The organism is Candidatus Binatia bacterium (assembly GCA_036563615.1).
Taxonomy (GTDB): Bacteria; Desulfobacterota; Binatia; order UBA12015; family UBA12015; genus DATCMB01.
Window position 1 is genome coordinate 769222 of the sequence record DATCMB010000006.1, and the last position, 26246, is coordinate 795467.

The 26246-nt window shown below is 73.0% G+C and carries 15 protein-coding genes; 2 read left to right on the forward strand and 13 right to left on the reverse strand.

Features of this window, described 5'->3' with window-relative positions:
• Positions 1-48 precede the first annotated feature (48 nt).
• Complete coding sequence (locus VIS07_06330; protein HEY8515108.1) at positions 49-1716, forward strand: AsmA-like C-terminal region-containing protein; 1668 nt, start codon at positions 49-51, stop codon at positions 1714-1716.
• Positions 1717-1725: 9 nt separating this feature from the next.
• Here the strand turns inward: VIS07_06330 and VIS07_06335 are convergent, their stop codons facing one another.
• The 4 genes from VIS07_06335 to VIS07_06350 all read right to left on the reverse strand — a co-directional run bounded on the left by VIS07_06335 (position 1726) and on the right by VIS07_06350 (position 5952).
• Entirely contained in the window at positions 1726-3147 is a 1422-nt protein-coding gene (locus VIS07_06335; GenBank protein HEY8515109.1) for an MFS transporter, read from the reverse strand.
• A gap of 223 nt (positions 3148-3370) precedes the next feature.
• Entirely contained in the window at positions 3371-3796 is a 426-nt protein-coding gene (locus tag VIS07_06340; protein ID HEY8515110.1) for a nuclear transport factor 2 family protein, read from the reverse strand.
• Positions 3793-5076, reverse strand: a complete 1284-nt coding sequence (locus VIS07_06345) for a cytochrome P450 (GenBank protein HEY8515111.1) — start codon at positions 5074-5076, stop codon at positions 3793-3795. Before VIS07_06345 ends, VIS07_06340 begins: the two co-directional genes overlap by 4 nt.
• A gap of 114 nt (positions 5077-5190) precedes the next feature.
• On the reverse strand, positions 5191-5952 hold the full coding sequence (locus VIS07_06350; protein HEY8515112.1) for a methyltransferase: 762 nt from the start codon (positions 5950-5952) through the stop codon (positions 5191-5193).
• A 145-nt stretch (positions 5953-6097) separates the two neighbouring features.
• Between VIS07_06350 and VIS07_06355 the strand changes: the two genes are divergently transcribed.
• Positions 6098-6760, forward strand: a complete 663-nt coding sequence (locus tag VIS07_06355) for an HD domain-containing protein (GenBank protein HEY8515113.1) — start codon at positions 6098-6100, stop codon at positions 6758-6760.
• 3 nt (positions 6761-6763) lie between these two features.
• Here VIS07_06355 and VIS07_06360 read toward each other — a convergent pair whose 3' ends face one another.
• The 9 genes from VIS07_06360 to VIS07_06400 all read right to left on the reverse strand — a co-directional run bounded on the left by VIS07_06360 (position 6764) and on the right by VIS07_06400 (position 26124).
• The gene (locus VIS07_06360) at positions 6764-7882 is read right to left on the reverse strand and encodes a ferritin-like domain-containing protein (protein ID HEY8515114.1); all 1119 of its coding nucleotides are present in this window, start codon (positions 7880-7882) and stop codon (positions 6764-6766) included.
• Between the two features lie 32 nt (positions 7883-7914).
• On the reverse strand, positions 7915-8640 hold the full coding sequence (locus VIS07_06365) for a helix-turn-helix domain-containing protein (protein HEY8515115.1): 726 nt from the start codon (positions 8638-8640) through the stop codon (positions 7915-7917).
• Between the two features lie 107 nt (positions 8641-8747).
• Positions 8748-10718 carry an exodeoxyribonuclease V subunit alpha gene (gene recD, locus VIS07_06370; protein ID HEY8515116.1) on the reverse strand — a complete coding sequence of 657 codons (1971 nt, stop codon included), beginning with the start codon at positions 10716-10718 and terminating at the stop codon, positions 8748-8750.
• Positions 10715-14425: an exodeoxyribonuclease V subunit beta gene (recB, locus tag VIS07_06375; protein ID HEY8515117.1), complete on the reverse strand. Its 3711-nt coding sequence runs from the start codon at positions 14423-14425 to the stop codon at positions 10715-10717. The genes recD and recB overlap by 4 nt, the downstream gene beginning before the upstream one ends.
• Positions 14422-17787 (reverse strand): exodeoxyribonuclease V subunit gamma, encoded by a 3366-nt coding sequence (gene recC, locus VIS07_06380; protein ID HEY8515118.1) that lies wholly within the window; start codon positions 17785-17787, stop codon positions 14422-14424. Before recC ends, recB begins: the two co-directional genes overlap by 4 nt.
• A gap of 49 nt (positions 17788-17836) precedes the next feature.
• On the reverse strand, positions 17837-18295 hold the full coding sequence (locus VIS07_06385; GenBank protein ID HEY8515119.1) for a PaaI family thioesterase: 459 nt from the start codon (positions 18293-18295) through the stop codon (positions 17837-17839).
• Positions 18296-18373: 78 nt separating this feature from the next.
• Positions 18374-19348, reverse strand: a complete 975-nt coding sequence (gene dmeF, locus VIS07_06390; protein HEY8515120.1) for a CDF family Co(II)/Ni(II) efflux transporter DmeF — start codon at positions 19346-19348, stop codon at positions 18374-18376.
• A 42-nt stretch (positions 19349-19390) separates the two neighbouring features.
• Positions 19391-22843, reverse strand: a complete 3453-nt coding sequence (locus VIS07_06395) for a UvrD-helicase domain-containing protein (protein HEY8515121.1) — start codon at positions 22841-22843, stop codon at positions 19391-19393.
• Positions 22840-26124, reverse strand: a complete 3285-nt coding sequence (locus VIS07_06400) for a PD-(D/E)XK nuclease family protein (protein ID HEY8515122.1) — start codon at positions 26122-26124, stop codon at positions 22840-22842. Before VIS07_06400 ends, VIS07_06395 begins: the two co-directional genes overlap by 4 nt.
• Between the last annotated feature and the right edge of the window lie 122 nt (positions 26125-26246).

Here is a 26246-nt window from a genome sequence, read left to right on the forward strand (position 1 = left end):
CACGCGATGCCACGCCACCGACAGCGACTGCCATGGGCTTTGCGGCTCGTGCTGGCGCTCTTCGTGCTGCTCGCGGTCGTCTGGGTCGGCGTCTGGCTGGTGGCGTCGCCGCTCGTCGAGCGACGCATCGAGGCGCTCCTCGAGCGCCGCTTCGCGGCCGACGTCTCGTTCGGGTCGTTCAGCTTCCTGCCGCCGTTCTGGGTGGTCGCGGACGACGTGGTGCTGGCCTCGCAGCCCGGCGGGGAGGGCGCGGAAGGGCCGGCCGGCGCGCGCGCCGAGCGCGTGAGCGAGCGCATCGACGAGCGCGTCGAGTGGATTCGCATCCCGAGCCTGCGCGTGCGTCTGAGCTGGCTTCCCGGTGGCTGGCCGCCGGAGGTCGCGCTGCTGAGCGTCAGCGCGCCGCGCCTCACGGTGCTGCGGGACGACGAGGAGCTGCTCCACGCGGCGCAGCTCTGGGTGGAAAGCGCGCAGCGCCGCGCTCGCCTGCCGCTGCGCAGGATCGTCGCGCGCGACGCCACGATCGAGATCCGCAGCGCGGCCGACGCGGCGCGCGAGAGCGCGCCGCTCGTCCTCGACGGCTTCGATCTCGAGATGGAGGCGGACGAGGGCGGCGCGCGCGCCTACGGCTGGCGGCTCGAGGGCGGCGAGCGCGTCCGCGTCGACGGCACGGGCGTCTTCGACCTCGACGAGGACGTCGTCCAGGTCGACGCGCTCCGCGCGAGCCTCGTCCTCGGCGCGGACGGCGTGACAGCGCAAGCGACGAGCAAGGAGCACGACGGCGCCGGCGGGATGCCTGTTGCCATCGACGACGCCAAGGGGCGCATCGAGCTCGAGGCCCGTCGCCTGCGGATCGACTCCGCAAAGCTGTCGTTCGGCAACGAGCCGCAGATCGTCCTCTCCGATCTGCAAGCGACCGCCACGCTCGCCGACGAGCGCATCGACGTCCCCGACCTCGCGTTCCGCGTCTTCGGCGGCGACGTGAAGGCGCCGCTGCACGTGCGCCTCGCCGACGTCCCGCGCTGGCAGGGCGACGTCGAGCTGAGCGCGCTCGACCTCTCGGCGCTCGCCGCCCACGTCGGCACCGCGCGCGACGACCGCATCGCCGGCACGCTCTCGGGACGCGCCGACCTCGAGGGTACGCTCGCGCCCGACGCCCTGCTCTCGTCGCTGCGCGGCCGCGGCGAGGTGCGCGCGCGCGGCGAGCGCTTCTACGTGATCCCGCTGATCGGCGAGCTGCTCGAGGCGATGCGCCTCGGAAGCGAGGCGGTGACGGTGAGCAGCGCGTCCGCGGAGCTGCACGTCGCCGACCGCACGGTGTTCCTCGACAACGTCGCGCTCGGCTCGCCGGCGATCGGCATGCAGGGACACGGCAAGGTCGGCTTCGACGGCCGCGTCGACGTCGACGTGATCCTGGTGCCGCTCGGCGACGTGCGGGAGAAGGTCGCGGGCAGCGGCCTGCCGGTGATCGGCGACGCGGTCGCCGCCGTGGCCGGCACGCTGCAGCGCCTGTTCGCCGGCGTGAGCGAGCTGGTCTACGAGTTCCACGTCACCGGCACGCTCGGCGACCCGCAGGTCACGCCGGTGCCGGTCCCGGCGCTGACGCGCAACGCGTCGACGGTGTTCGAGCGCATGGTGCGCCGCGGCTGGGACGCGGACGTGCTGTCGATCGACGAGCGCCTCGGGCGCGACGGCGGCGGCGGAGCGGATCCCGGCTAGACGTCTTGCCTAGCGTCCGGCGGCCTGCAGCCGGCGCAGGTTCTCTTCGTGCCTCGCGCGGTCGATCGGGTAGAGCGCGAGGAACGAGATCGCCCCCGCGTACAGCACCACGACCGCCGGCGCGAACACGAGGCCGAGGTTGCGGATCACCTCGGGGGGCACCGACCCCGGCTGCGCGTCCTGCGGGAAGCCGATCGCGCTCAGCAGCAGCGTCGAGGTGAAGATGCCGATGCCCGAGACGCACTTCTGCACGAAGCTGCCCGCCGCGGAGAACGTTCCCTCCGAGCGCCGTCCGGTGCTGAGCTCGCTGTCCTCGACGACGTCGGCGACCATCGACGCGCTGACGATGTTCGACGAGATCAGTAGCGTCACGACGATCGTGTTCATCACCAGCAGCGTCGGCACCAGCGCCGGCGAGTGGTTGGCCGGGAACAGGCCGAGCAGGCGCAGGACGATCGGCAGCGGTCCGAGCAGGAGCCCCGCGGCCGACAGCGAGAGCACCGCCGGCTTCTTGCCGAGACGTCGCGAGAGCCGCGGCGCGATGCCGAGCGCGAGCGCTGCCGAGACGAAGTTGGCGAGCAGCAGCACCGCCATCTGGCTCTCGGTGAGCTCCCAGAAGTACGTGTTGAAGTAGATGTTGAGCGACGCCATCAGGCCGGCGGCCATCGAGCCGAAGACCATCGCGCCGAACAGCGCGAGGAAGGCGCGGTTCGACAGCGTCTCGCGCAGCTCGGCGAGCGTGCGCTTGAGCTCGAACGGTCGCTTGGGCGGCGGCTTCTTCAGGTACGGGATGTACGGGTGCGTGCCGAGCGCCGCGGTCAGGATCGCGACCGCCATGATGATCGACGCCGCGAAGCCGTACGTGCGGTAGCCCTCCGGGTTGAGCACGCCCACCGCGTGCTCGGCGTCCGGCTGCAGGAAGACCTGGAAGGCGAGCAGCCCCATCGTGAGCCCGCCCCACCAGCCGAAGAAGAAGCGGAAGCTCAGCAGCGAGGTCCGCTCGTCGTAGCTCGACGTCAGCTCCGGGACGAGCGACGCGCTCGGCACCTCGTAGAAGGTGATGAACGTCCGGATGACGATCGCGACGATCACCATGTAGGCGAACAGCGCCCCGTGGGAGAGGTCGCGTGGCGGGTTCCACAGCAGGAAGTAGGACACCGCGACCGGAATCGCGGACGCGTACATGAACGGATGTCGCCGTCCCCAGCGCGTGTGCAGGTTGTCGGACGCGTAGCCGACGATCGGGTCGGACAGCGCGTCGGCGACCAGCACGATCATGATGCCGAGGCCGACGAGCTGCTCCGGCAGGCCCAGCACCTGGTTGTAGTAGAGCAGCAGCAGGAAGCCGAAGCCCTGGTCCTTGACGCCGAAGGCGACCGAGCCGAAGCCGTAGAAGAGCTTGGTGGCGAGGGTAGGCGAGGGACGCGACATCGAAGAGCGGGACCGACGGTATGGACGCGAGCCGACGCGCGCAAGGGCGACGCCGGGTCGCGTCGGGTCCACGCGGCGCGAACGGCGCAATCCGCGCCGTACGGCGCCCGATCGCGCTCGTGAGCGGCGCGTCAGAGGCGGCGCGTGACCCCGGGCGCTCGGCGTCGACGCATCGCCTGCCGCGTCACGCTCTAGTCCGGCGCGCCGCGTCAGCCCCGTCGCGTCAGCGGTAGCCCTTCAGGACGTGCTCGATCCACCACTGCGGCGCCGCGCCGAGCAGCTTCTGCAGATCGGGGTAGTCCCACCAGCGCACGATCTTGCCGTCGCGAAACTCGTGCACCGAGACGAATTTGATCTTGATCTGCTCGCCGCTCGGCCAGTGCCACTCCTCCTCGTGCTCGGTCATCACCAGGTCGCCCTCGGCGATCATGTGCCGCGGGTGGTGATGGATCGCGGCGAGCGGCTCGAGGCCGAGGCGCAGGCGGGCGACGATCTCGGCCGGACCGCGCGCGACGTCGTCGTCGGGCGTCGGCACGTCGGTGTACTCGCCGTCCTCGGCGAAGTAGGTCCCGATCGCGTCGAAGTTGCGCGCGTAGAGGTCGCGCCAGAAGCGCTCGATGGTCTGCTTGTTCCGCGCCGCGTCGCTCATGCGCGTGCTCCTTTCCAGGCGGGATCGCGCACGAAGGCGACCGGCATGTGGCGCACGCCCGTGTGCTTGTTGCTGCGCGTCCACTCGACAGGACCCGCGAGCGCGATCTCGGCAAAGCGCTCGACGAGCCCCTCGAACACGAGCCGCATCTCGAGGCGCGCGAGCGCCGCGCCGAGGCAGAAGTGGGTCCCGTGGCCGAAGGTCAGGTGCGGGTTCGGATCGCGCCGGACGTCGAGGCGGAACGGATCGGGGAACACGTCCTCGTCGCGGTTCGCCGACGCCCACCACAGCGTGACCTTGTCGCCGGCGCGGATCTTCTGCCCGCGCAGCTCGACGTCGCGCGTCGCGGTGCGGCGGTTGTAGGGCGTCGACGACGCCCAGCGCAGGATCTCCTCGACCGCCGTCGGCAGCAGCGAGCGATCCGCGCGCAGCGCGCGCCACTCGTCGGGGTGCTCGACCAGCGCCTTGACGCCGGCGGCGATCGAGTTGCGCGTCGTCTCGCTGCCGGCGGCGATCAGCAGGTTGAAGAACATCTGCAGCTCGAGCTCCTGCAGCGGCTCGTCGGCGGCGTCGCTCCCGCCGGCGGCGTGCGCGCACGGGATGCGTCCGTGCACGACGGCGGAGAGGATGTCGTCCGCGGGACGGCGGCGCTTCTCCTGCAAGAGCTCGGTGCCGTACGCGAACAGCGACGCCTGCGCGGCGCGCACCTTGTCGCTGGTCTCGCCGAGGTCGCGGTCGTCGTAGTCGAGCGTCGCGTTGGCCCAGGCGAAGAGCTGGTGGCGATCCTCCTGCGGGATGCCGAGGAGCCACGCGATCGCCTGCAGCGGCAGCTCGGTCGCGACGTCGGTGACCAGGTCGCAGGCGCCGCGCTCGGCGACCTCGTCGAGGATCGCCTCGGTGCGCTTGCGCAGCTCGTCCTCGATCCGCGCGAGCGCGCGCGGCGACACCGCCGGCGTGACGAGTCGACGGAAGTGTCGGTGGCGCGGGTCGTCCATCATGTTGAGCAGCACGCCCGCCGCGAAGCCCGACGGCAGATCCTCGATCAGCGTGCCGCCGCCCTCGCGCGCGCCGCCGCGGTGCGAGGAGAAGGTTGCCGCGTCGTGCGCCGCGTCGCTCACGTCCTGGTAGCGGCTCAGCACCCAGAAGCCCTCGCCGCCCGGCGTGTGCTCGGTCGGCGGGTGGAACCACACCGGCGCCTCGCGCCGCAGACGCGTGAACACGTCGTGCGGGAAGCCGTTCGCGAAGCGATCGAGGTCGGTCAGATCGACGTCGAGCGGCATGGCGCCGCGAGCGTTCCAGGGATGTCCGGGGAGGTCAACGCGGCCCGTGGCGGACGGTCGCTCGTCGCGCGTCGGCTCGCGGCCGTGCGTGGAGGCGCGCGGGTCCGCGCGCCGTCAATACACGCCGGGGATCAGGCGTGCGGTGCGACGGCGGTAGCCACCGTACTCCGGGAAGGCCGCGTCGAGCACCGTCTCCTCGTGCCGCATGCGCCGCAGCTGGCACCAGACGTGGCCCGCGAAGATCGCGAGCGCGACCGCCGCCACGCGCGGCGGCCACAGGTAGCCGAGCAGCACGCCCGCGACCGCGAGCGCTTCGAACAGATAGACCGGATGCTGCACGAAGCGGTACGGCCCCGACGTCACCAGACGTCGCGCCTCGGCCATCATGCTCGCCGAGCGGCTCAGATGAAGCAGCGCGTACACCGCGAGCGCGTTGCCGGCCGCGATGCAGACGAACGAAGCGAGGTTCAGCACCGTCGAGCCGTCGTGGCGCGGCAGGAAGCCGAACAGCGTCGGCAGGAAGGTCCCGCCGAGCGCGGCGAGGCGTGGTGCGACCCCCGCCGCCCGCGCGACCGGCTCGAGCCGTACGACGAAGAGGAGCAGCAGCAGGAGGAGGAAGACCGCGAACGCGAGGCGCGCGGCGAGCGCGCTGACCACGACCGCGCCGGACATCGATTCGGGGTGCGCCGTGGCGAACGCCATGAGCCCCGTCACGCTGAAGGCGAGCAGATATCCCGTCCACAGGATGCCGAGCGCCCGCATCGTGACGTCCCAGGCCGCGCTCCAGACGAGGCGATGCAGCCACGACGGGCGGCGCGCCCGCGCGGGCCGCTGCGGCGTGTCGACCGCGAGCCTGTTCGGGGCGTCGACCCGCATCCGACTTCCCTATCGGTGTTCGCGTCCGGTTTCATCGGCCCGCGGAAGCAGAAAGGCAGGGCCGTCCGCGAGCCGGCGCCGCGCTGGCGCCCGGCGGAGCGACCGTCTATCCAATTTTCTTGACGATCTTCCCGACGAGGAGCCGATGCCCGAGCGAACCGAGAATCCCAAGCTGACGAGCCGCTTCGAGGAGGCGCTCGCCTACGCGGCCCGCATCCACTGGAAGCAGATCCGCAAGGTGGCCGCGGAGGAGCAGGGCGCGCCGGAGATCCCGTACGTCGCGCACTTGCTCGCCGTCGCGTCGCTGGTGCTCGAGCACGGCGGCGGCGAGGACGAGGCGATCGCGGCGCTGCTGCACGACGCGATCGAGGACGCGGGCGGGGCCGCGCGGCGCGAGGACATCCGCGTGCGCTTCGGCGACGAGGTCGTCGCGATCATCGACGCCTGCTCGGACAACGACGGCGCCGAGCCGAAGCCGCCGTGGGTCGTGCGCAAGGAGGCGTACATCGCGCACCTCGACGAGGTGGACGACAGGGCGCGCCTCGTCACCGCGTGCGACAAGCTGCACAACCTGCGCGCCGTGGTCTCCGACTACCGCAAGCTCGGCAGCGATCTGTGGAGGCGCTTCAACGGCGGGCGCGAGGGGACGATGTGGTACTACCGCGCGATCGTCGACAAGGTCGCGCCCGAGCTGCCAGCGGGCCTCGGAGAAGAGCTCGGCCGCGCGATCGACGAGCTCGAAGCTCTCGTTCGCGCGGCCGAGCCAAGCTGGACGCCGGGCAAGCCGGCGTCGGACGCTCCGGCGTAGTCGTTACGCCGCCGGCGTCGCCCCCGCGTTCTGCTGCGCCGCCGGGTTCGCCGACATGAACTGCATCAGCAGCTCGACGAGCTCGTGCGGCGGCGTCACCTCGGGGTCCTCGACCGAGTCCTTCATGTTCTCGAACTTCAGCAGGTCGAGCTTCTCGTAGGCGTCGCGCACGCGCGGCGTCAGCAGACCGAGCCGCTTCAGGTTCGGCACGATCTTCGAGAACATCATCTGCCGGAAGCCGATCATGAAGGGCGTCTGCTTCGCCCAGTCGACCCACAGCTTGACGTCCCAGCCGAGACGCTCGAACACCGCCTCCATCAGCAGGCGGTCGCGCAGCAGGTGGGTCGCCTCGATGACGAAGTCCTCGCGCTCCTTGAGGTCGGTCGACGACATCTCGTTGGTGTAGAGGTCCTGCAGCGACAGCACGCCGAAGGCGACGTGGCGCGACTCGTCGGCCATGACGCGGCCGATGAGGTCCTGGATGAGCGGCTCGTCCGCCATCTGCATGCGCGTGACGCCGAACGCGGCGAGCGCGAGCCCCTCGACCATGATCTGCATGCCGAGGAAGGTGATGTCCCAGCGGTTGTCGCAGATGATCGTGTCGAGGAGCTGACGGAGCTGCTCGTTGATGCCGTAGGAGACGCCGAGCTTCTCCGTCAAGTAACGATGGTACACCTCGACGTGCCGCGCCTCGTCCGCGACCTGGTTGGCGGCGTAGAACTTCGCCTCCTCCCAGGGCACGCTCTGCACGATCTTCGCGGTCGCGAGCAGCGCGCCCTGCTCGCCGTGCAGGAACTGCGACAGCATGAACGAGTTCATGTGCAGCTGCATCCGCACCGCTTCCTCGTCCTGCAGCTTGATCGGCGGATTCATCAAGGTGTTCATCAGCTGGGCGGCGCCGTTCGCGACCCGCTCACGCACCAACCGCTCCGGATCGACGTCGATCGACCAGTCGAGGTCGTTCGCGTTCCACGCGAGCGTCTTGCCCTTTTCGTAGAGCTGCAGCAGATTTTTGCGCTTGAGCTCGTACTGCCAGTCGAGCACGGTCCGGATGGTCGCGTCGAGCGTCTCGTAGGGGCCGCCCGGGGGAATCGGGAGTGGATTGTGCTGGACGTATTCCATGACTTCCTCCGTGATTGCTCGACGATCGAGCGCTAGAGCCTCTTCTGCTTCGTGTTGGTCTTGGGCTTCCGCGGCTGCGACGCGCGCGCCGCGCCGGCGCTCGCGCCGTCCGGGATGCCGACGTAGGCGATGAACATGCGCGCGACCTCGCGCTTGAGCTCGTCGAGCCCGAGCGTGCGTCCCGCCGCGTGCGTGCCCTCGAGGAGCACGTGCTCGTTCATCAGCGCGAACGCGGCCTGGACGCCGAGGTCGATGGCGAGCACCGGATCGGGGTGCCGGAAGTTCGGCGACCGGCCGACCAGCAGCGCGGCGATGCGCTCCGCGGCGCGATTGCGGAAGCTCACCGCGTCGTCGCGGATCTGCACGTCCTGCGTGGCGCGGAACAGGAAGGCGCGGATCAGGTGGCGGCGCGACGCCGTGACGCTGACCAGCTCGTCGACCGCGGCGACGACGATGTCGGCGATCGGCGCGCCCTCCCAGCGGCGCTCGTCGGCGAGCGCGTCGAGCCGCGCCTGGACCTCGAGGAAGAAGCGCTCCTCGAGCGCGCGCAGGAGCTCGTTCTTGTCGCGAAAGCGCGCGTAGAAGCCGCCGACCGACGAGCCGGCGCGGCGCACCACCTCGGGGATCGACAGCCCCGCGAGGCCGCGCTCGGCGATCAGCGACTCGGCGGCGTCGAGCAGGCGGTAGAGGGTCCGCTCGCTGCGGGCCTGCTTCGGCCCGCTCACGGTCTGCAGCGTCGCCGCGCTCGCTCCCCGCATGGTCGCTCGTGCTCCGATCGGAATGAGAATCGGATTCTCATTCTGTACACGGTCGGGCTCGCGACGTAAAGGGGCTTTCGCGGCGCGACGCGAGGGGCTTGTCGCCGCTAGCCGCGCAGCGCGTCGCGCAGCCCCGAGGCGCGCTCGGTCGGGCGCGCGACCGCCGCCGCGATCACCTCCTCGGTCGCGTGCAGCACGACCGACTGGCGCGCGCGCGTCACCGCCGTGTACAGCAGCTCGCGCGTCATCAGCGGAGACGGACGGTCGCCGAGCAGCACCGCGACCCGGTCGAACTCCGAGCCCTGGCTCTTGTGCACCGTCATCGCGAACACCGTCTCGTGCGGCGGCAGCCGCGCCGGCGACAGCAGGCGCTGCGCGCCGTCGGCGGCGGCGAAGAACGCGAGCTTGCGGCCGCCGACCTCGACGATCGTGCCGACGTCGCCGTTGAAGAGCTCGAGCTGGTAGTCGTTGCGCGTCACGATGATCGGGCGTCCGGCGTAGGTCGCGCCGCCGCCGCGCTCGATGCGCCCCGCGGTCGCGAGCGCGCTCTCGATCTCGGAGTTGGCGGTCTCGACGCCGTGCGGTCCGCGGCGGTGCGCGCACAGCACGCGGAAGCGCTCGAGCGCCCGCAGGCGCTCGCCCGCATCCGACGCCTCGAAGTAGGGCGCGAAGCCATCCATCACCTGCGCTTCGAGCGCGGGCGACAGCGCCTGGTCGCGCGCCGGATCGACGCGCGTCACGTCGGGGTACGCGGGATCGGCGACGATCTCGAGCGCGCGCGCCGCGTCGCCCGCGTTGATCGCGCGCGCCAGCGCCTCGATGCCGCTGCCCGGCCGGTAGCGCCAGCTCCGCGTCAGGTGGACGATGCAGCGCCCGAGCGGTCCGTCGTCGCGCGGCTCCGCGCACAGCTCGCCGAGCACCGCTCCCGCCTCGACCGACGCGAGCTGGTCCTTGTCGCCGAGCAGGATGAGACGCGCCTCGTCGGGCACGGCGTCGACCAGCCGCGCCATCAGCGCGAGGTCGACCATCGACGCCTCGTCGACCAGCACGACGTCCGCCGGCAGCGGGTTGTCGCGGTGGTGGCGAAAGCGCGTCGTGCTGCCCTCGATGACGCCGAGCGCGCGGTGGATCGTCGAGCTCGCCTCGGGGATCGCGGCGCGCACCTCGTCGTCGCAGGCGAGCTGCGCCTTCGCGTTGCGGATCGACTCGGTGAGCCGCATCGCCGCCTTGCCGGTCGGCGCGAGCAGCAGCGCGCGCGGCGGCGGCTCGCCGGCGCGCAGCCGCTGCTCGGCGAGCAGGGCGAGGATCTTGACGACGGTCGAGGTCTTGCCGGTCCCGGGACCGCCGCTGATGACGCACAGCCGCCGCGTCGCCGCCGTGCGCGCGGCCGCGCGCTGCGCGTCGTCGCCGCGGCTGGCGGACGCGTCCGGCCGGGCGTTGCTTGACGTGTCCGAGCGAGCGTCGCTCGACGGCGCGTCGAGCTGCAGCGCGAGCTGGCGGTCGTCGCGCGCGCCGCGCGAGCGCGCCGTGCTCGAGGGGGCCGGTGGCGCGGACGGCACAGCGACGGGCGTCGCACCAGAGGGCGGCGCCTCTGGCGAAGCGGACGCCGGTCCGAACAGCCGATCGAGCGCCGCCTCGAGCTCGTCGTTGCGCGCGCCGCCGCGCTGCCCGTCGTCGCTTGCGCGGGCGCGGATCGCGGCCGCGAGCCGCTGCTCGTGCGACCAGTAGCGACGCAGGTAGAGCCGACCCTGCGCGTCGAGGACGAGCGGTGTCGCCTCGTCGGGATCGTCGGGCGCGCCGACGAGCGGGCTCGCGCGCAGCGCCGCGCACCAGCGCTCGAGCTCCGGCCAGCGGATCTCGATCGTTCTCTCGCCGCCCTCGGCGACCAGCGTGCGCTCGTGGACCAAGCGGCGCAGATCGAGGCAGGTGTGGCCGAGCCCGACCTGACGGCTCGCGAGCGCCGCCGCCAGCACGATGCTCGGGTCGCGCTCGTCGGCGAGCCGCGCGAGCGTGAGCGCGAACTGCTCGTCGAGCGGGCTCAGCACGCCCGCGGCGCGCAGCTGGGCGAGGGTGATCACCGCTCGCCTCCGTGCGGCGCCTCCGCTGCGAGCGGCGCACCGCCGATCAGACGCGACAGATCCTCGATCAGCGCGGCGCTCGGGCGGTCGTGGAAGATACCGCAGCCGAGCTCGTGTCTCGCCGACATGCCGCGCAGGAAGAGGTAGTAGACGCCGCCGAAGTCGCGCTCGTAGTCGTAGCCCGGCAGCCGCGCCGCGAGGTGACGGTGCAGGGCGAGCACGTAGAGGTGGTACTGCAGGTAGTAGTGGTGCAGCGACATCACCTGCGGCAGCAGGTGGGCGCGGTAGTGCTCGGCGCGCGGTCCCAGGAAGTTCGACTTGTAGTCGACCACGTACCAGCGCCCCTGGTGCTCGAAGACCAGGTCGATGAAGCCGCCGAGGAAGCCCTGCAGCGCGTGAAAGCCGAGCTTGCGGATGCGCGCGGGGTAGTCGGCCGGGTACGAGCGGCCGGCGTGGCGCGCGAAGCAGTCGGCGAGCCGCGCGCGGTCGAACGCGGAGTCGACCGGCAGCAGGAACTGGAGCTCGTTGAGCCGGCGCTCCGGCGCGACGTCGCACAGCGCGAACGAGCGCCGCGCGTCGAGCGGTGTCGCGAGCACGTCGAGCAACGCCTCGACGAGCACCGGTTGCCAGCGCGCCTCGATGCCGTAGCGCCGTAGCTCGTTCTGCACGACGGCGCCGAGCGCGTCGGGATCGCGCTCGCGGAAGTCCGCGTGCTCCAGGATCGCGTGCAGCAGCTCGCCCGTGCGCGCGCCGCGCGGCAGCTCGTGCAGCGCGACCGCCTCGGGGCCGCGCGCGACGCCGGGCGGCAGCGGCGGATCGGCGTCCGAGGTCGCGTCGTGGTCGAGGCCTTCCTCCGCCTGGTGGCCAATGCGGCCGCCGGACGCGGCGAGCCCGGAGAAGCTCGAGACGCGCCACGTCAGGTCGAGGGTGTCCTCGAAGGTCGGCAGCGGCGCGAGCGCGGCGGTCGCTTCGGCGGCGAGCGGCCGGCGCTCGACCTCGCCGTGCATCGTCGCCTCGCGCACCTCGATCGCGCCGCCGGCGTGACGCTCGAGCTCGCGCAGATCGGCGAGCAGCGTCGCCTGGTCGAGCGTCTTCAGGCGCTCGCGCGTCGCCTCGAGCAGCTCGAGCCCGTCCTCGATGCCCGGCGCCTGGTGCAGCAGGTAGCCGAGCGGGGCGTCCTCGTTGTAATTGACGTTGCCCCAGACCAGCGTGCAGCGGTGGCGCGCGCGGGTCACGGCGACGTAGAGCAGCCGCAGGTTCTCGGCGAGCGCCTCGATCTTCGCCTGCTCCTTGTGCTGCTCGCGGCGCTCCGAGCCGATGTCGAGGCGCAGCCTGCGCTCCTCGTCGTGGAAGCGGATCCAGCGCTTGTCCTCCTCGTACAAGCTGGTCCCGTCCCAGGTGAACGGGCAGAAGACGACGCCGTACTCGAGGCCCTTGGAGCGGTGGATGGTGACGAGCTGCACCGCCTTCTCGTCGCTCTCGAGGCGGATCTGCATCGACTCGCTCGCGAGCTCGGCGCGCGCCGCCTCGTCGGTGCGCATCAGCGTCAGCCAGTCGACGAGCGCGAGCGGACCGCGGTGCGCCTCGCGCGACGCCGCCTGCAGCAGCTCGGCGACGTGCAGCACGTTGGTCAAGCGCCGCTCGCCGTCCTCGAGCGCGAGCAACCGCTGCTGCACCTGGCAGACGTCGAGCAGGCGGCGGAAGGCCGCCATGAAGCCGTGGTTCGTCCAGGTGTCGAGCCATTCGCGCAGATGAGCGGCCCAGTCGTCCCAGCGCGCTTCGTCCGCCTGCAGCCCGGCGAGCGCCGGCGCGTCGAGTCCGATCAGGCGCGTCGCCAGCGCCGCGCGCAGCAGCCGCGGATCGCCCGGCTCGGCGATCGCGCGCAGCACGCGCTCGATGTCCTCCGCCTCCTCGGACTCGAAGACGCTGTCGTCGCCCTGGCGGACGCTCGGCACGCCGCACGCGCGCAGGGCCTCCTGCACCGCCATTGCTTGACGGTTCGTGCGGCACAGGACCGCGACGTCGCCGGCGTGCAGCGGGCGGTCGCCGATCGTCGCGTCGGAGGCGAGCAGCCGGACGATCTCGCCCGCGATCAGGCGCGGCACGCGCCGGTTCACCCAGCCCTTGTTCGTGCGTCCGTTCTTCGCGTCGGGCGGCGGCGTGAGGACGAGCAGCTCGAGCGGCGGGCGCGCCGCGATCTCGCCGCGCAGCTCGGCGCGCGTGCCCTGGCGCGCCTTGACCTTCGTGTACGGGATCTCGTCGAACAGGAACGGCGCGCGGGCGCGCGAGAAGAGCGTGTTGACCCCGTCGACGAGCCGCGGGGTCGAGCGATGGTTGGTGTCGAGCGTGTGCGCGCGCGCGCCGGCGTCGCGCTTCGCGTCGACGTAGGTGAAGACGTCCGCGCCGCGGAAGGCGTAGATCGCCTGCTTCGGGTCGCCGATCAGGAAGAGCGGCTGGCCGCTGCCCTCGTAGACCTCGCGGAAGATCGCGTACTGCACGGGGTCGGTGTCCTGGAACTCGTCGATCAGCGCGGCGCGGAAGCGCTCGCGGATCTGTGCGGCGAGCGCGCGGCCGGTGACCGGACGCAGGAGCGCGTCGCGCAGGCGGTAGAGCAGGTCGTCGAAGGACTGCGTGTTCGCGGCCTCGTGCCGGCGCTCGACCTCGCGCCGGACGTCGTCGACCAGCTCGCGCTTGAGGCCGAGGAACCACGCCTTGGCGAGCTCGGCGAAGCGCTGCTCGGCCGCGCACACGCGATCGCAGGCGGCGAACAGCGGGTGCTCGGGCGTGGTTCGCCCCTGCGCCGTATTCTTGCGCAGCTCCTCGGTGGTGAAGCGGAAGAGCTTGTCGCAGGCGCCCGGCACCCCGTCGCTCGCCGTCGTCAGGAAGGCGTCGAGTGCGGCGCACCAGCTCGCCACCCGATCCTTGCGGTACACCTTTCCGCGCAGCGCGCCGGACACCAGCAGCTCCTGGACGTCGTCGCGCGACGCGCTCCAGATGCGCGCCGCCTCGTCGACCGCCTGCTGCCACTCCGCGCACGCGCGCTCGATCTCCTCGCGCGGCGGACGGCACGCGTCGTCGGGCACGACCGGCATGTCGCGGTGCGCGAGCACCTTGCCGGCAAGGTGCGCGAGGTCGCTCGGCGTCGCCTGGTGCGCGCTCGCGCAGCGCACGAGAAGCGGCGGCGCGTCGTGCAGCGCGCGCACCCAGAAGTCCTTGACGACCTCGCTGCGCAGGGGGCTCTCGTCGGTGAGCAGCTCGGCCTCGAACGGCGCGCCGCTCTCGAACGCGTTCTCGAGCAGGATGCGCTGGCAGAAGCCGTGGATCGTGAAGATCGCGGCCTCGTCGAAGCTGCGCAGCGCGCTCGCGAGGTGCTTGCGCGCGTCGGCGAGCCCGCCTTCGGCGGCGCAGCGCGCGGCGAGGACGGCGAGCGGGTCGTCGTCGCCGCGTCCGCCCGGACGCTCGTCGCCCGCCTCGACGTGCTCGAAGTACGCGACCGCCTCGCGCAACCGGTTGCGCACGCGGTCGCGCAGCTCGGCGGTCGCGGCGTTGGTGTAGGTGACGACCAGGATCTGGCCCACCTCGAGGCGGCGCTCGAGCAGCAGCCGCAGATAGAGCATGGCGAGCGTCCAGGTCTTGCCGGTGCCGGCGCTGGCTTCGATCAGCGTCGTGCCGCCGAGCGGCACCGCGAGCGGGTCGAGCGGCTTCACGACGACGCCTCCTTGCGGTGGTCGAGCAGCGGACCGAGCACTTCCTCGGCGACGGTCGCGAAGGTCAGCGGCTGGTCGAGGTCCGGCACCACCACCGCGGACTCGAGCGGGTCGCAGCCCATGAACGCGAGCCGGTTGTATTGGTCTTGACGCTCGTAGCTGGCGTCGCCTTTCTCGCTCTCCCAGGCGCGGCGCGCGTCTTCGAGCGCCTGCGCCGGCTCCTTCGGCTTCGCGCCTCGCAGCGCGGCGACGTAGACGCGCGACGTGCGCGGAAAGAACGGCAGCGGGACCATCGCGCCGATGCGGTAGAGCGCGAGCAGCCGCCGCAGCAGCTCGCGCGCGTCGGGCGGCGCGCCGAACCACACCTCGTAGGCGCCGCCGTTGCCGCTCGGCCGGCCGACGATCGCCGTGCAGCGCGGGTAGCTCGCGGGCGCGAAGGCGTCGATCAGCAGATGGCGGATCCACGTGACGACCTCGCTGCGGCCGCCGAGACGCGAGAACTGCACGCGCACGTGGCCGCGCGCGTACAGCTCGCCGATGCGTCCGGTGATCCGCACGCCGTCGAGCTCGGCGTCGATCTCGAAGGGCGGCAGCGGCTCGCCGGCCGTCGCGCGCCGCGCGCGCTGCGCGATCTCCACGACCTCGGGAACGAGCTCGCGGTACACGCAGTCGCCGGGCACGCCGAGCGGCAACAGACCCTTGCCGCGCAGGATCGTCAGCGCGTCCTCCGGATCCTCGCCCTCGAGGACGCGGGCCAGCACCTGCTGACCGATCTCCCAGCGGTCGAGCTGGTCGAGCTCGAGCGGCTCGCGGTTGTCGAGCGGCTCGGCCTCCTTGCCGAGCGACAACAGCAGCCGGCGCTGCAGGAACGTGCGCGCCGGCTGCTCGAAGAAGCGCACCAGCTCGTCGACCGTCACCTCGCGCGGCGCCTCGGCCGCGAGCGGCGCCGGGACGAAGCGCGGCGTCGGCTGGCGCGGCCCGACGAGCGCCTGCGCGCCGCGGTAGTACGCGGCGGCGTAGCTCACCAGACGCGGCTCCTCGCCGCTGAAGTAGCGCGGGCTGAACGGCTGCAGCGGATGGCGCACGACCACGCGCTCGCGAATGCGGCGCTGCGCGCGCTCCGAGGGCAGCTCGTTCGGATCGTCGTTTGCCGACGCGCCGTCGTCGGGGACGACGAAGGACTCGCCGAGCGTGTCGAGTAGCTCGCTCACCACCACCGACGGCGGCAGCTCGGTGTTGTCGCGCACGCTCTGCCCGACGTAGCTGATCCACAGACGGTCGCGCGCCGAGAGCAGCGCCTCGAGGAACAGGTAGCGGTCGTCCTCGCGCGCCGAGCGGTCGCCGCGCCGCGGGTGCCGCGCGACCAGGTCGAAGCCGAGCGGGCGGCGCACGCGCGGGAAGGCGTCGCCGTTCATGCCGAGCAGGCAGACGACGCGGAACGGGATCGCGCGCATCGGCACGAGCTCGCAGAAGGTCACGCCGCCGGAGAGGAAGCCGCGCGCGGTGCGCGCTTCGGCGATCTCGCTGCGCACGAGGTCGCGCGCCGCATCGAACGACAGCGGATCGGTGAAGCCGACGCTGCGCGCGCGCTTGGCGAGGCTCTCGAGCGCCTTGCGGATCGTGTGGTGCTGATCCGCCGTGCGGTCGTCGCTCGCCACCATGGCATCGAGCAGCCGCCCGAGGTCGTCGCGCCACTCGTCGAGCGTGCGGGGCGCGGACAGCTCGTCGTGGAAGCGGAACAGCGTCGTGCAAAAATCCGCGACCTTGCCGAGCAGCACGCCCGCGCTGCCCTCGACGTCGTCGTAGGGCAGGGTGCCGGCGAACGTCCGGCGCTCCTCGCCCGGCATCGCGTAGCCGAGCAGCAGGCGGTCGAGGCCGAAGCGCCAGGTGTTCTGCGCGATCTCCGGCTGGCCGTGCGCGCGACGGTGCGCGGCGTCGATGCCCCAGCGGATGCCCGCCTCGGCGACCCACTCGCGCACGACGTCGACCTCCTCGGCCTCGATGCCGAAGCGCTCGCGGATCGCCGTGATGCGCAGCAGGTCGAGCACGTCGGACGCGGGCATGCGGCCGTCGAGCACCTCGAGCAGCCGCGCGAAAGCGTCCGCGATCTCGTCGGTCGCGCGCGAGCCGCGATCCGCGATGCGGTACGGGATGCGCGGCCGGGTGTCGACCTCGCCGAACACCGCCTCGATGAGCGGCGCGTAGAGCTCGATCGACGGCGTCATGACGACGACGTCGCGCGGCTGCAGGCCCGGCATCTCCTGGAACAGCGCGACGAGCTGGTCGTGCAGCACCTCGACCTCGCGCATCGGCGAGTGGCACGAGTGGACGGCGATCGTGCGGTCGTTCGGGTCGAGCGGCAGCGCGGGGCGGCGCTCGTGCTCGCGTCCTTCGGGAGCCGTGTGGCGGCGCTCGAGCAGGTTCAGGATGTCCGACTGCAGCGTCGCGAGCATGCTGCCGGTTCCCGGGTCGACGTAGAGGTCGGTGTCGTCCTCGACGTAGTCGCCGCCCGCTTCCAGCACCGCTTGGAAGTCGCGGCCGAGGCGTCCGAGCGAGGCGAGCAGCGGGTTGCCCTCGCGCAGGTGCAGCTCCTCCTCGGTGACGTCGCCGGGCGCGCGCTCGACGGCGCGGCGAATCTCGGACGCCGAGCGGATCTCCGCCCAGTACTCGCGCGACGGGCTCAGCACGAAGAGGTGCACCTCGACCACGCGCGACAGCGCGAACAGCACGCGCACGTAGAGCGGCGGCAGCGTCGAGAGCCCGAACAGGCTGACGCGCTCGGGGAAGCCTTCGAGCCGGTCGATCTGCTCGAGCCGGCGCCGGAAGCGCTCCTCGCGCGCCGCGAGGTGGTGCGGGCCGAGGCGCTCGACCAGCGCGCGCCAGAGGATCGCCTGCCAGTGCTCCTCGGCGCCGCTCTCCCAGCGCAGCACCATGTCGGGGCGGAAGACGACGTATTGGTCGAAGGTGGCGGCGATGCGCTGCGCGAGCTGCAGACGGCGCAGCCCGCGCTCGTCGGACGCGAGGTAGCTGCGGATCGGCTCGAAGGCCGGGTGCTCGAGGTGCTGCGGCAGCAGGTCCGCGACCGCCCAGGTCAGCGTCTCGGGCTCGTAGACCGCGCCGGCGGACTCGTCGGCGCCCGCGGCCGCCGCGAAGGCGCGCTCGATCAGGCGGCGCGGGAAGGGGAAGTCCGGATTCGCCCAGACGCCGAGGCGGCGCGCGAGCTGCATCGCGAGCCAGCGCTCCATGCCGCGGCCCTGGACGACGATCGTCTCCTGCGCGAACGGGCTCGCGAGCGGACGCGCCACCACCTCGCAGAGGACGTCGACGAGCTTCTCGGTGCGGTTGCTGCGGTGGACGTGCACGGAGCGCTCGGCAACCTACGGGATGGTCCGGACAGCCGTTGTCTCGAGCTCAGCCGCGCGACGGCAGCTTCTCGCCGGCGAGCTCCGTTCCCGCGTCCAGGCAGAGGAGCCGCACGCGCCCGGTCGCGACCACGCGACCTTGCTCGTCGCGCGCGGTCGCTTCCCAGAGCTGGGTGCGTCGTCCGCGCGTCACCGGCGTCGCGACCACCCGGATCTTGCCGCTGCGCACCGCGCGCACGAAGCTCGTGTGGTTGTCGAGCCCGACGACGCTCTGCCCGCGCGACATCGCGTCGAGCGCGGCGCCGGTCGAGCACGTGCTCTCGATCACGCCGCAGTGCACGCCGCCGTGCACGATGCCGTACGGCTGGCGGTGCTGATCGCCGACCTCGTACTCCACCTCGACGCGGTCGCGGTCGGCGTGCAGGATCCGGAAACCCATGGCGCTGTCGAAGCCCATGTGGAAGCTCGGCAGCGTCGCGGTGGTCTCAGAGCTCTGGTCGTGCGCCATAACGGGCGCACGCTTACAACGCGCGGCGCCGTCGCGCGAGGAGCGGTGCGGTGCTTTACGCCGCCCGTCGCGCGGCGCTCACTGCACGGCGCAGGTCTGACCCGGGCAGCGGTTCACCTCGACGGTGACGTGCGACAGGTCGATCTCGTCCTCGATCAGCCGCTTGTAGTGCTCGGGCGGGCGCGGGTCGTGCGTGACGACGCTGATCATCGCGCACAGCTGGTGGGGTCCCACGCGCCAGAGGTGCAGGTCCGTGATGCGGTTGTCGGCGTGGCGCTCGATGCGCTGCTTCAGGCGCTCGGCGAGCTCGGGCTCGACGTCGCCGTCGAGCAGCACGCGCGAGGTGTCGCGCAAGAGCCCGATCGCCCAGCGCGCGATGATCAGCGAGCCGAGGATGCCGACGAACGGGTCCATCCACAGCCAGCCGAGGTACTTGCCGGCGAGCAGCGCGACGATCGCGAACACCGAGGTCAGCGCGTCGGCCAGCACGTGGAAGTAGGCGGCGCGCAGGTTGTGGTCGCGGTGCTCGCGGTGCGCGCGGCGGACCACCGTGGCGTCGTCGGCGGGGCCATGCGCCTTCTCCTGATCGGGGTGCGGCGCGTCGAGCAGCCACGCCGAGACCAGGTTCACGACCAGGCCGACGACCGCGACCAGGATCGCCTCGTTGAAGCTGATCGAGAGCGGCGAGAAGAAGCGTCCGAGCGACTCCCACGCGATCAGCACGGCGATCACGCCGAGCACGACGGCGCTCGTGTAGCCGCCCAGCACGCCGACCTTCCAGGTGCCGAACGAGTAGCGCGCGTTGTCCGCGTGCCGCCGCGCGTACGCGTAGGCAAACGCGCTGATGCCGAGCGCCGAGGCGTGGCTCCCCATGTGCCAGCCGTCGGCGAGCAGCGCCATCGAGCCGAACAGCGACCCGGCGACGATCTCGATCACCATCATCGCCCCGGTGAGCCAGATGACGCGCCAGGTGTTGCGCTCGGCCCGGGCGTGCTCGTCGGTCAGGTAGTTGTGGTCGTGCTGCCAGGCCTCGATCGATTCGTGCTGATGCATGGCCGTTCTGGTTATCTTCGGTCCGATCCGGCGATAGTCAAGTCAGACGCGGAGCAGCACCGCGCGCGCCGGCTCGCCCGTCGCGCGCGCCACGGCCCGAGCATAAAGTTCTACTTGACGACGGTATCCGTCGAGCCGCCCCGCGATCTCGAGGTCGCTCTTGAAGTCGACGACGACCCAGCCCGGCGTCGGATCCTCCTCGCGGAAGGCGACGTCGACCACGCCCTCGACGAGCACGCCGTCGACCTCGAGCGTCACCGGACACTCGCGGCGGCAGGCGCCGCGCTTCGCCGCCGCGGCGGCGCGCGCGACGAGCGGGTGCGCGAGCGCGCGCTGCGCCGCGGCCGCCGCGGCCTCGACCTCTTCGTCCGAGGCGCCCAGCACGCGGCCGTGCAGCACCGCCGCGTCGGTGACGGCGGCGGCATCCGCGTCGAGCGCGACCGTCGCCAGCACCGCGTGCACGAGCGCGCCGAAGCGCTTGCCGTGCGGCCGCGCGAGATCTGCGCTCGCGACCTGCTCGACCGTCACCTCCGGCGCGACGCGCGGCTCGGCGTCGAGCGCGAGCCCGAGCGCCTCGTCGCCGCTCGGCGTGACGACGCGTACGCTCGGCGCGGCCGCCGTCGTGCGCACGCGCTCGCGCTCGGCGCGCCACGCGGCGTGCGCGACGACGCTCTGCTCGGCGCGGACGTTGCCGTCGTCGGCGGCGAGCAGCCGCTGCTGGCGGAGCCCGATGCTCTCGCGCGCGCCGAGCTCGAGCGTCGCCGGATCCCACCACACCACGCGGTGCTCGCCGGCCTCGGGACGGTGCACGCCGGGAACGACGGTCATGCGCGGCCCGAAGGAATTCGGCGGACGCTCGAGCACGCTGTCGCGGCCGACGCGCGGTGGGCAGCCCGGCCCCTGCGGCGCCTCGGGACGGCTCGCGCGCTCGGGCGCCGGGTAGACTGCCGGGTCGAGCGCCGACAGCCAGCCCGAGAAGCGCTCGTCGCCGATCACCGGCACGACCAGCAGGTCGCGGGCGCGCGTCGCCGCGACGTAGAGCAGGCGCGTCGCCTCCTCGCGCTCGCGCTGCATCTCGAGCTCGGCGTTGTCGAGCAGCTCGCGCGGCGAGCAGCGCGCGATGCGCATCGCGCACAGGCCGCGCGCCGCATCGACGTGGCGCTGCGGCTGCTCCGGCGTCTCGTGCGCGGTCATGTCGGCGAGGATCACGACCGGGAACTCGAGGCCCTTGGCGCGGTGCACGGTCATGATGCGAACGCCGTCGGTGCCTTCCTCGAAGATCGGCGCCTCGCGCGCCTCGCCGTGCTCGGCCTCGTCCTCGAGCTGCTGCACGAAGGCGCGGAACGAGATCGTGCCGCGGCGCTCGGCGCGCCGCGCGAGGTCGAGCAGCCGCGCGACGTTGGCCAGCGCCTGCTCGCCGCTCGGCCAGATCGCGAACGCCGCGTGCGCGCGCGTCGCCGCGAGCAGACGCGAGATCGTGTCGGCGAGCGGACGCCGGTTGCGTCCGCGGTGCAGCTCGCGCAGCACGGCGAGCGCGCTCGCGACCTCCGCGATCGGCTGCGGCGCGTCGTCCGGTACTTGACGGAAGGGGTGCAGCGAGCCGACCGTCTCGCGGAAGGCGAGCAGGTCCGCGTCGCACAGCGCGAACAGCGGACCGCGCAGCGTCGCGTAGACCAGCAGCTCGTCGTCCGGACGCTCGACCGCGCCGAGCGCGCAGCGCAGCGCCTCGATCTCCTCGCGCTGGTGGAACGACCCGCCGCCGACCAGCAGGTGCGGCAGCTGACGCGCTTCGAGCGCGCGCGCGTAGGGCCGCGTCATGTCGCGGCCGAACGAGCGGAAGCGGCGGAACAGCACGCAGACGTGCCGCGCCTGCACCGGCACGCGCTCGTTCGGACGCTCGCGCTCGGTCACCGTCCAGCCGCTCTTGCGCACGAGCCAGTCGACGAACGCGGCCACCGCGTCGGGCAGCGACTCCTCGATGCGGAAGTTCGCGATCTGGCGGTCGCCGTAGGGGTAGGGCACGGGCAGCGCGACCACCGCGGGCTGCGTCGTGACGCCCTCGCGGCAGGGCTCGAGCGCGACGTACGCCGCCTGGCTCGGCGAGTCGCCGCGCATCCGCGGCGCGAACGCCGCATTCACGGCCTCCTGGATGTCCGGAACGGCGCGGAAGCTCACCGTCAAGTAGACGAGCGACGCGCCGCAGGCGAGGAGCTGCTGCTTGACGGACTCGTAGAGCGCCACGTCGGCGCGGCGGAAGCGGTAGATCGACTGCTTCGGATCGCCGACCAGGAAGAGCTTGCCCGGCACCGGGCGCACGCGCCGCCAGTCGTCGACCGACGGATCGTCGGCCGCGAGCAGCAGCAGGATCTCGACCTGCAGCGGGTCGGTGTCCTGGAACTCGTCGACGAAGACGTGCGTGAAGCGGCGCTGCAGATCCGCGCGCACGCTCGCGTCGCCGCGCACCAGGTCGCGCGTGCGCACCAGCAGGTCGAGAAAGTCGAGGCAGCCGGTGCGGCTCTTGAGCGCCTCGTAGGCCTCGACCACCTCCCAGAGCTCGTCGCGCAGCAGCGGCGCGAGATCCGCGCCCGACGCGGCGACGAAGGCGTCGAGCCGCTCCTTCAGCGCGTCGCGGCGCGCGAGCAGCTCGTCGCGCGGGAAGCCGTCGTTCGTGCGGCGTCCGCGCCAGCGCCACAGCCGGTGGCGCGCGAGCTCGCGCAGACCCGCCTCGAGCGCGTCGTAGTCGCGGCCGCGCAGCGCCTCGCGGCGCTCGACGTCGCGCACGAAGGACGCGATCTCGGCGAGCGACTTGACGAACCAGTCGTCGGGATTGCCGGACTCGGCCCAGCGCGCGAGGTCGGCGAGCTCCGTGACCAGCGCGTCGATCTCGGGCTCGCGCTCGAACGGCGTGCGCTGCCAGGGCGTCGGGAAGTCGCGCCGCTCGATCAGGCTCCAGGCCGCCGCGCGCAGCATGCCGCGGGCCGACTCGTCGCGGTCGGCGCGCCAGCGCAGCACGCGCCGCACGCCCTCGCGCGGCGACTCGAGCTGGCGCTCGAACCAGCGATCGAAGGCGCGCGCGAAGATCTCGCCCGCGACGTCGTCGGCGGCGACCTCGAACAGCGGATCGATCCCCGCCTCGACCGGACGCTCGCGCAGCACGTCCGCGCAGAACGAGTGGATCGTGCCGATGCGCGCCTGCTCGAGGTGGGGCAGGGCGTCCGTCAGCCGCGCGCGCTCCTCCGCGGTCGTCTCCGGTGCCTGACGCGCGCGCTCGATCTCGCTGCGCAGCCGTAGCTTGAGCTCGCCCGCCGCGGCCTCGGTGAAGGTCAGCGCGACGATGCGGTCGAGCGTCGCGGTGCCGCTCGCGAGCAGACGCACCATGCGGCTCACGAGCGCGGTGGTCTTGCCGGTGCCGGCGGCGGCCTCGACGACCAGCGTCGCGTCGAGGTCGCGCGCGATGCGGTCGCGGGCTTCCTGGTCGGCGAGCGGGGACCTCACGGCATCTTCCTCAGGCGCTCGAGCGGCGCGAGCCGGTCCTTCGGCTTGCGCTGCACGCGCTGCTCCTCGTACGGCCCGCACACCGGGCGGTAGTCGCACCACCTGCACGCGCCCTCGGACGGCGCGGCGGGAAGGAAGCCTTCGGCGAGCGCGCCGCCGATGGTCTCGATCACCGTCGCCGCCGCCTCGCGCGCGCGGGCGTCGAGCGGCACGACGACGTCGGTGTAGCCGCCGTCCGCGGTGCAGTAGTAGAGGCGTCCCGACTCGACGGGCGCTTCGAGCCGCCTCTCGCAGGCGAGCGCGTAGAGCACCGGCTGCAGCACCGTGCCGCCGCCGATCACGAGCCCCGCGCTCGCGCGCGGCTTGCCGGTCTTGTGGTCGGTGACGCGCAGCACGCCGCGCGCGTCGCGCTCGACCAGATCGATCGAGCCGCGCAGCAGAAGGCCCCCTTCGAGCGGCACGGGCTCCTTGCTGCTCGCCGGATCCTGGTAGGAGCGCTCGCGATCGACGATCCCGAACGCGACCTCGAAGCGATCCGGGACGAAGCCGTCGGTCGCGCGCGCCGCGCGGTGCAGCCACTCGTGCAGGTCGGCGCGCATGCCGGCGATCGCGTCGTCCCAGACGCGCGGGATCGCCGGCGCGAGCTCCTCGCGCTTCTCGCCGGCGAGGCGCTCGAGCGCTTCGTCGGCGATCGCCTGGGCTTCCTCCAGCGTCTCCGGACGGACGGGCAGCAGCTCGCGGGCCTTCAAAGCGGTCAGGACCTCGTACTGCACGTCGTGGAACAGCGCGCCGCGGGTCAGCGCGTCCATGCTCTCGATCGCGACCGGCTCCTCGCGCGGCGCGAGCCGCACGAGCGCCTGCAGGAAGAAGCGGTACGGGCAGGTCGCGTAGTGCTGCAGCGCGGTGGGCGAGAACGAGCGCGCCGCGAGCTGGTGGCGGGCGAGCGCCGCGCGTCCGTGCTCGCCCGGATCGACGAGACCGTCGGACGGCAGCCAGCGCGGATGCCAGCGCCGGGCGCGGGCGCGCAGGGCGCGCTCGAGGTGCGGGTTCGTGCCGAGCAGGTAGCGCGCGGCGCCCTGCGCGGTGTGCTCGTCGACGTCGACCAGCGGCGCGAGCAGCGCCAGGTCGTACTCCGCGTCGTCGATCGCCTGCTCGGGCACCTCGGGCGCGGGCCAGCCGAGACGCGCCGATGACGCCGCGCTCGTGCGCTGCGCGAGCTCGTCGAAGCCCGGCAGGCGACCCTCCGTCGCACGCAGCGCCTCGAGCAAGTAGAACGACGGCACCCGCGCGCGCGCCTGCTCGACGTCGACCCGCGGATACGAGAGGTGCACGCGCGAGCGCGCCGCGCCGACGGCGAGACGCAGCGCGAGACGCTCCTGCGCGACGCGCGTCGCCTGCGTCGGCAGCTTCTCGCCGTCGAGCTGCTCGCGCAGCGCGTCGGGCAGCAAGGGCTCCTCGACGATCTTGCGCGGGAAGAGCTTCTCCGCGAGCCCGGGCACGAACACGACGTCGAAGACCAGCCCGCGCGCGCTCTCCGCCGGCGCGACGAACACCGCGCCGTAGCGGCGCGGCGCGGGCGGCACCTGCAGGTCGCGTAGCTGCGGCGTCAAGACAAAACGCACCTCGTCGAGCTCGACCGGTCCGACCGGCGCGATCGGCTCGAGCTCGGCGAGCACCGTCAGCACCGGCTCGGGGTCGCGCACCGCGGCGCGCACGAGCGCGCGCAGGTGCTCGAGCCACTCGCCCCACGACGCCCTCTCGGGCAGCGCCGCGAGACGCTCGATCAGCGGCAGCGCGAAGGCGCGCAGGTGCGCGAGGTCCTCGAGGCGGCGCTCGCAGGCGGCGATGCGTCCCTCGTCGGCCGGATCGAGGCCCGCGCGCTGCTCCTCGATCTCGCGGGCGAGGCCGTCGAGACGCCGCTGCCAGCGCTCCTTGCTGCCGATCACCGCGGCGTCGACCAGGAGCTGCTCCCAGCGCCACGGCGCGCGCACGGTGCCCGCGCGGCGCGCGGCGGCGTCGGGATCGCCCGCGGTCGGGTCGTCGTGCTCCTCGTCCGTGGCGTGCGCGGCGTCGTCGTCGGTGCGGCCGACGTCGAGGCGCAGCAGCTCGTCGCTCGGCGGGACGAAGGAGCCGCCGTTCGCGAGCGCGGGATCCGGCACCTGGCCGAGCGACAGGTACTCGGCGAAGCGCCGTGCCGACAGCTTCTCCGCGGCGCACGCGAGCAGCGCCAGCAACGCGCGCCCGCCGGGGTGCGGACGCGTCGTGCCGCGCGCGAAGCAGGCCGGGATCGCGGCGCGCTGCAGCGCTTCTTCGAGCTGCACGCCGTAGTCGCTCGCCGCGTGCAGGAAGACGGCGATGCGGTCGAACGGCACGCCGCGCGCGGCTTCTTCCTGGATCTGGCGCGCGATCTCGACGCACTCGCGCGCGACGCCCGGCCAGCCGCGCAGCGTGACGCCCTCGTCGAGCGACGCCGGCTCGGGCGCGGTGTCGGCGAAGAGGTGCTGCTGCAGGCGCCCGAGCGAGCCTTCCGCTGCGGCGCCGGCGGCGCGCTCCGGCGCGCAGCCGAGCGCGCGCGAGAGGCGCTCGACGCCGAGCGTGTCGCCGTCGGGCGCGGTGGCGAGCGCCGCGGGCGCGCGCTCGGCGAGCGCACGGACGAGCTCGACCTCCGCCGCCGACGCGAGCGGCACGTCGAGCAGCAGCAGCGGCAGCCCGACCGGCACGGGGGCGGCCGCGTCGCGCGCCGCAGCGGTCGCGGTCGCGAGCACGCGCGCGCGGTCGGCGACCCGCAGCGCGTCGAGCTCGGCCGCGGCGGCGTCGGCGAGCTCCGCGAGGTCGCGTCCCGTGCGGCCGAGGGCGCGCAGCGCGTCGGTCCCGATGCCGCTCGTGCGCAGCTCGTCGAGCGTGCGCGCGAGCGCGGTCGCGAAGCCCGGGCGGTCGGCGACGCGGCCGAGGTAGGGCAGACGTCCTTCCTTGAGCGCCCGGTAGGTGGCGCGCGCCGCGACCGCGGTCAGCGACAGCTGGCTCGCCGGCGCGAGGCGCTCGCGCGCGAGGCCCGGCACCGCGAGCAGCGCCGCGAGGCGTCCGAGCGTCGTGCGGTGCACGCCGAAGCGTGCGCCGTGCGCGCGCGTCGCGTCGCGGACCAGCTCGTCCGCGGCCTGCTGGCTCGCCGCGACGACGAGCAGCTCGGCGTCGGCACGTTGCGCTTCGAGCCAGCGTGCCGCGGCGGCGGTCCGCGTCGCTGCGTCGGCGGCGACGACCAGCGACTTCGCAGGCCACGTCACGCCGCGCTAGCTACCACGCGCGATCCGGACGCGGTATGCCGGAAGCGGCAAAACGTGGGACGCGTCCCGCTTGCCAGGCGAGCGCGAAACCCACAGGAGGACGAGGGGCGGTGGCGATCTCG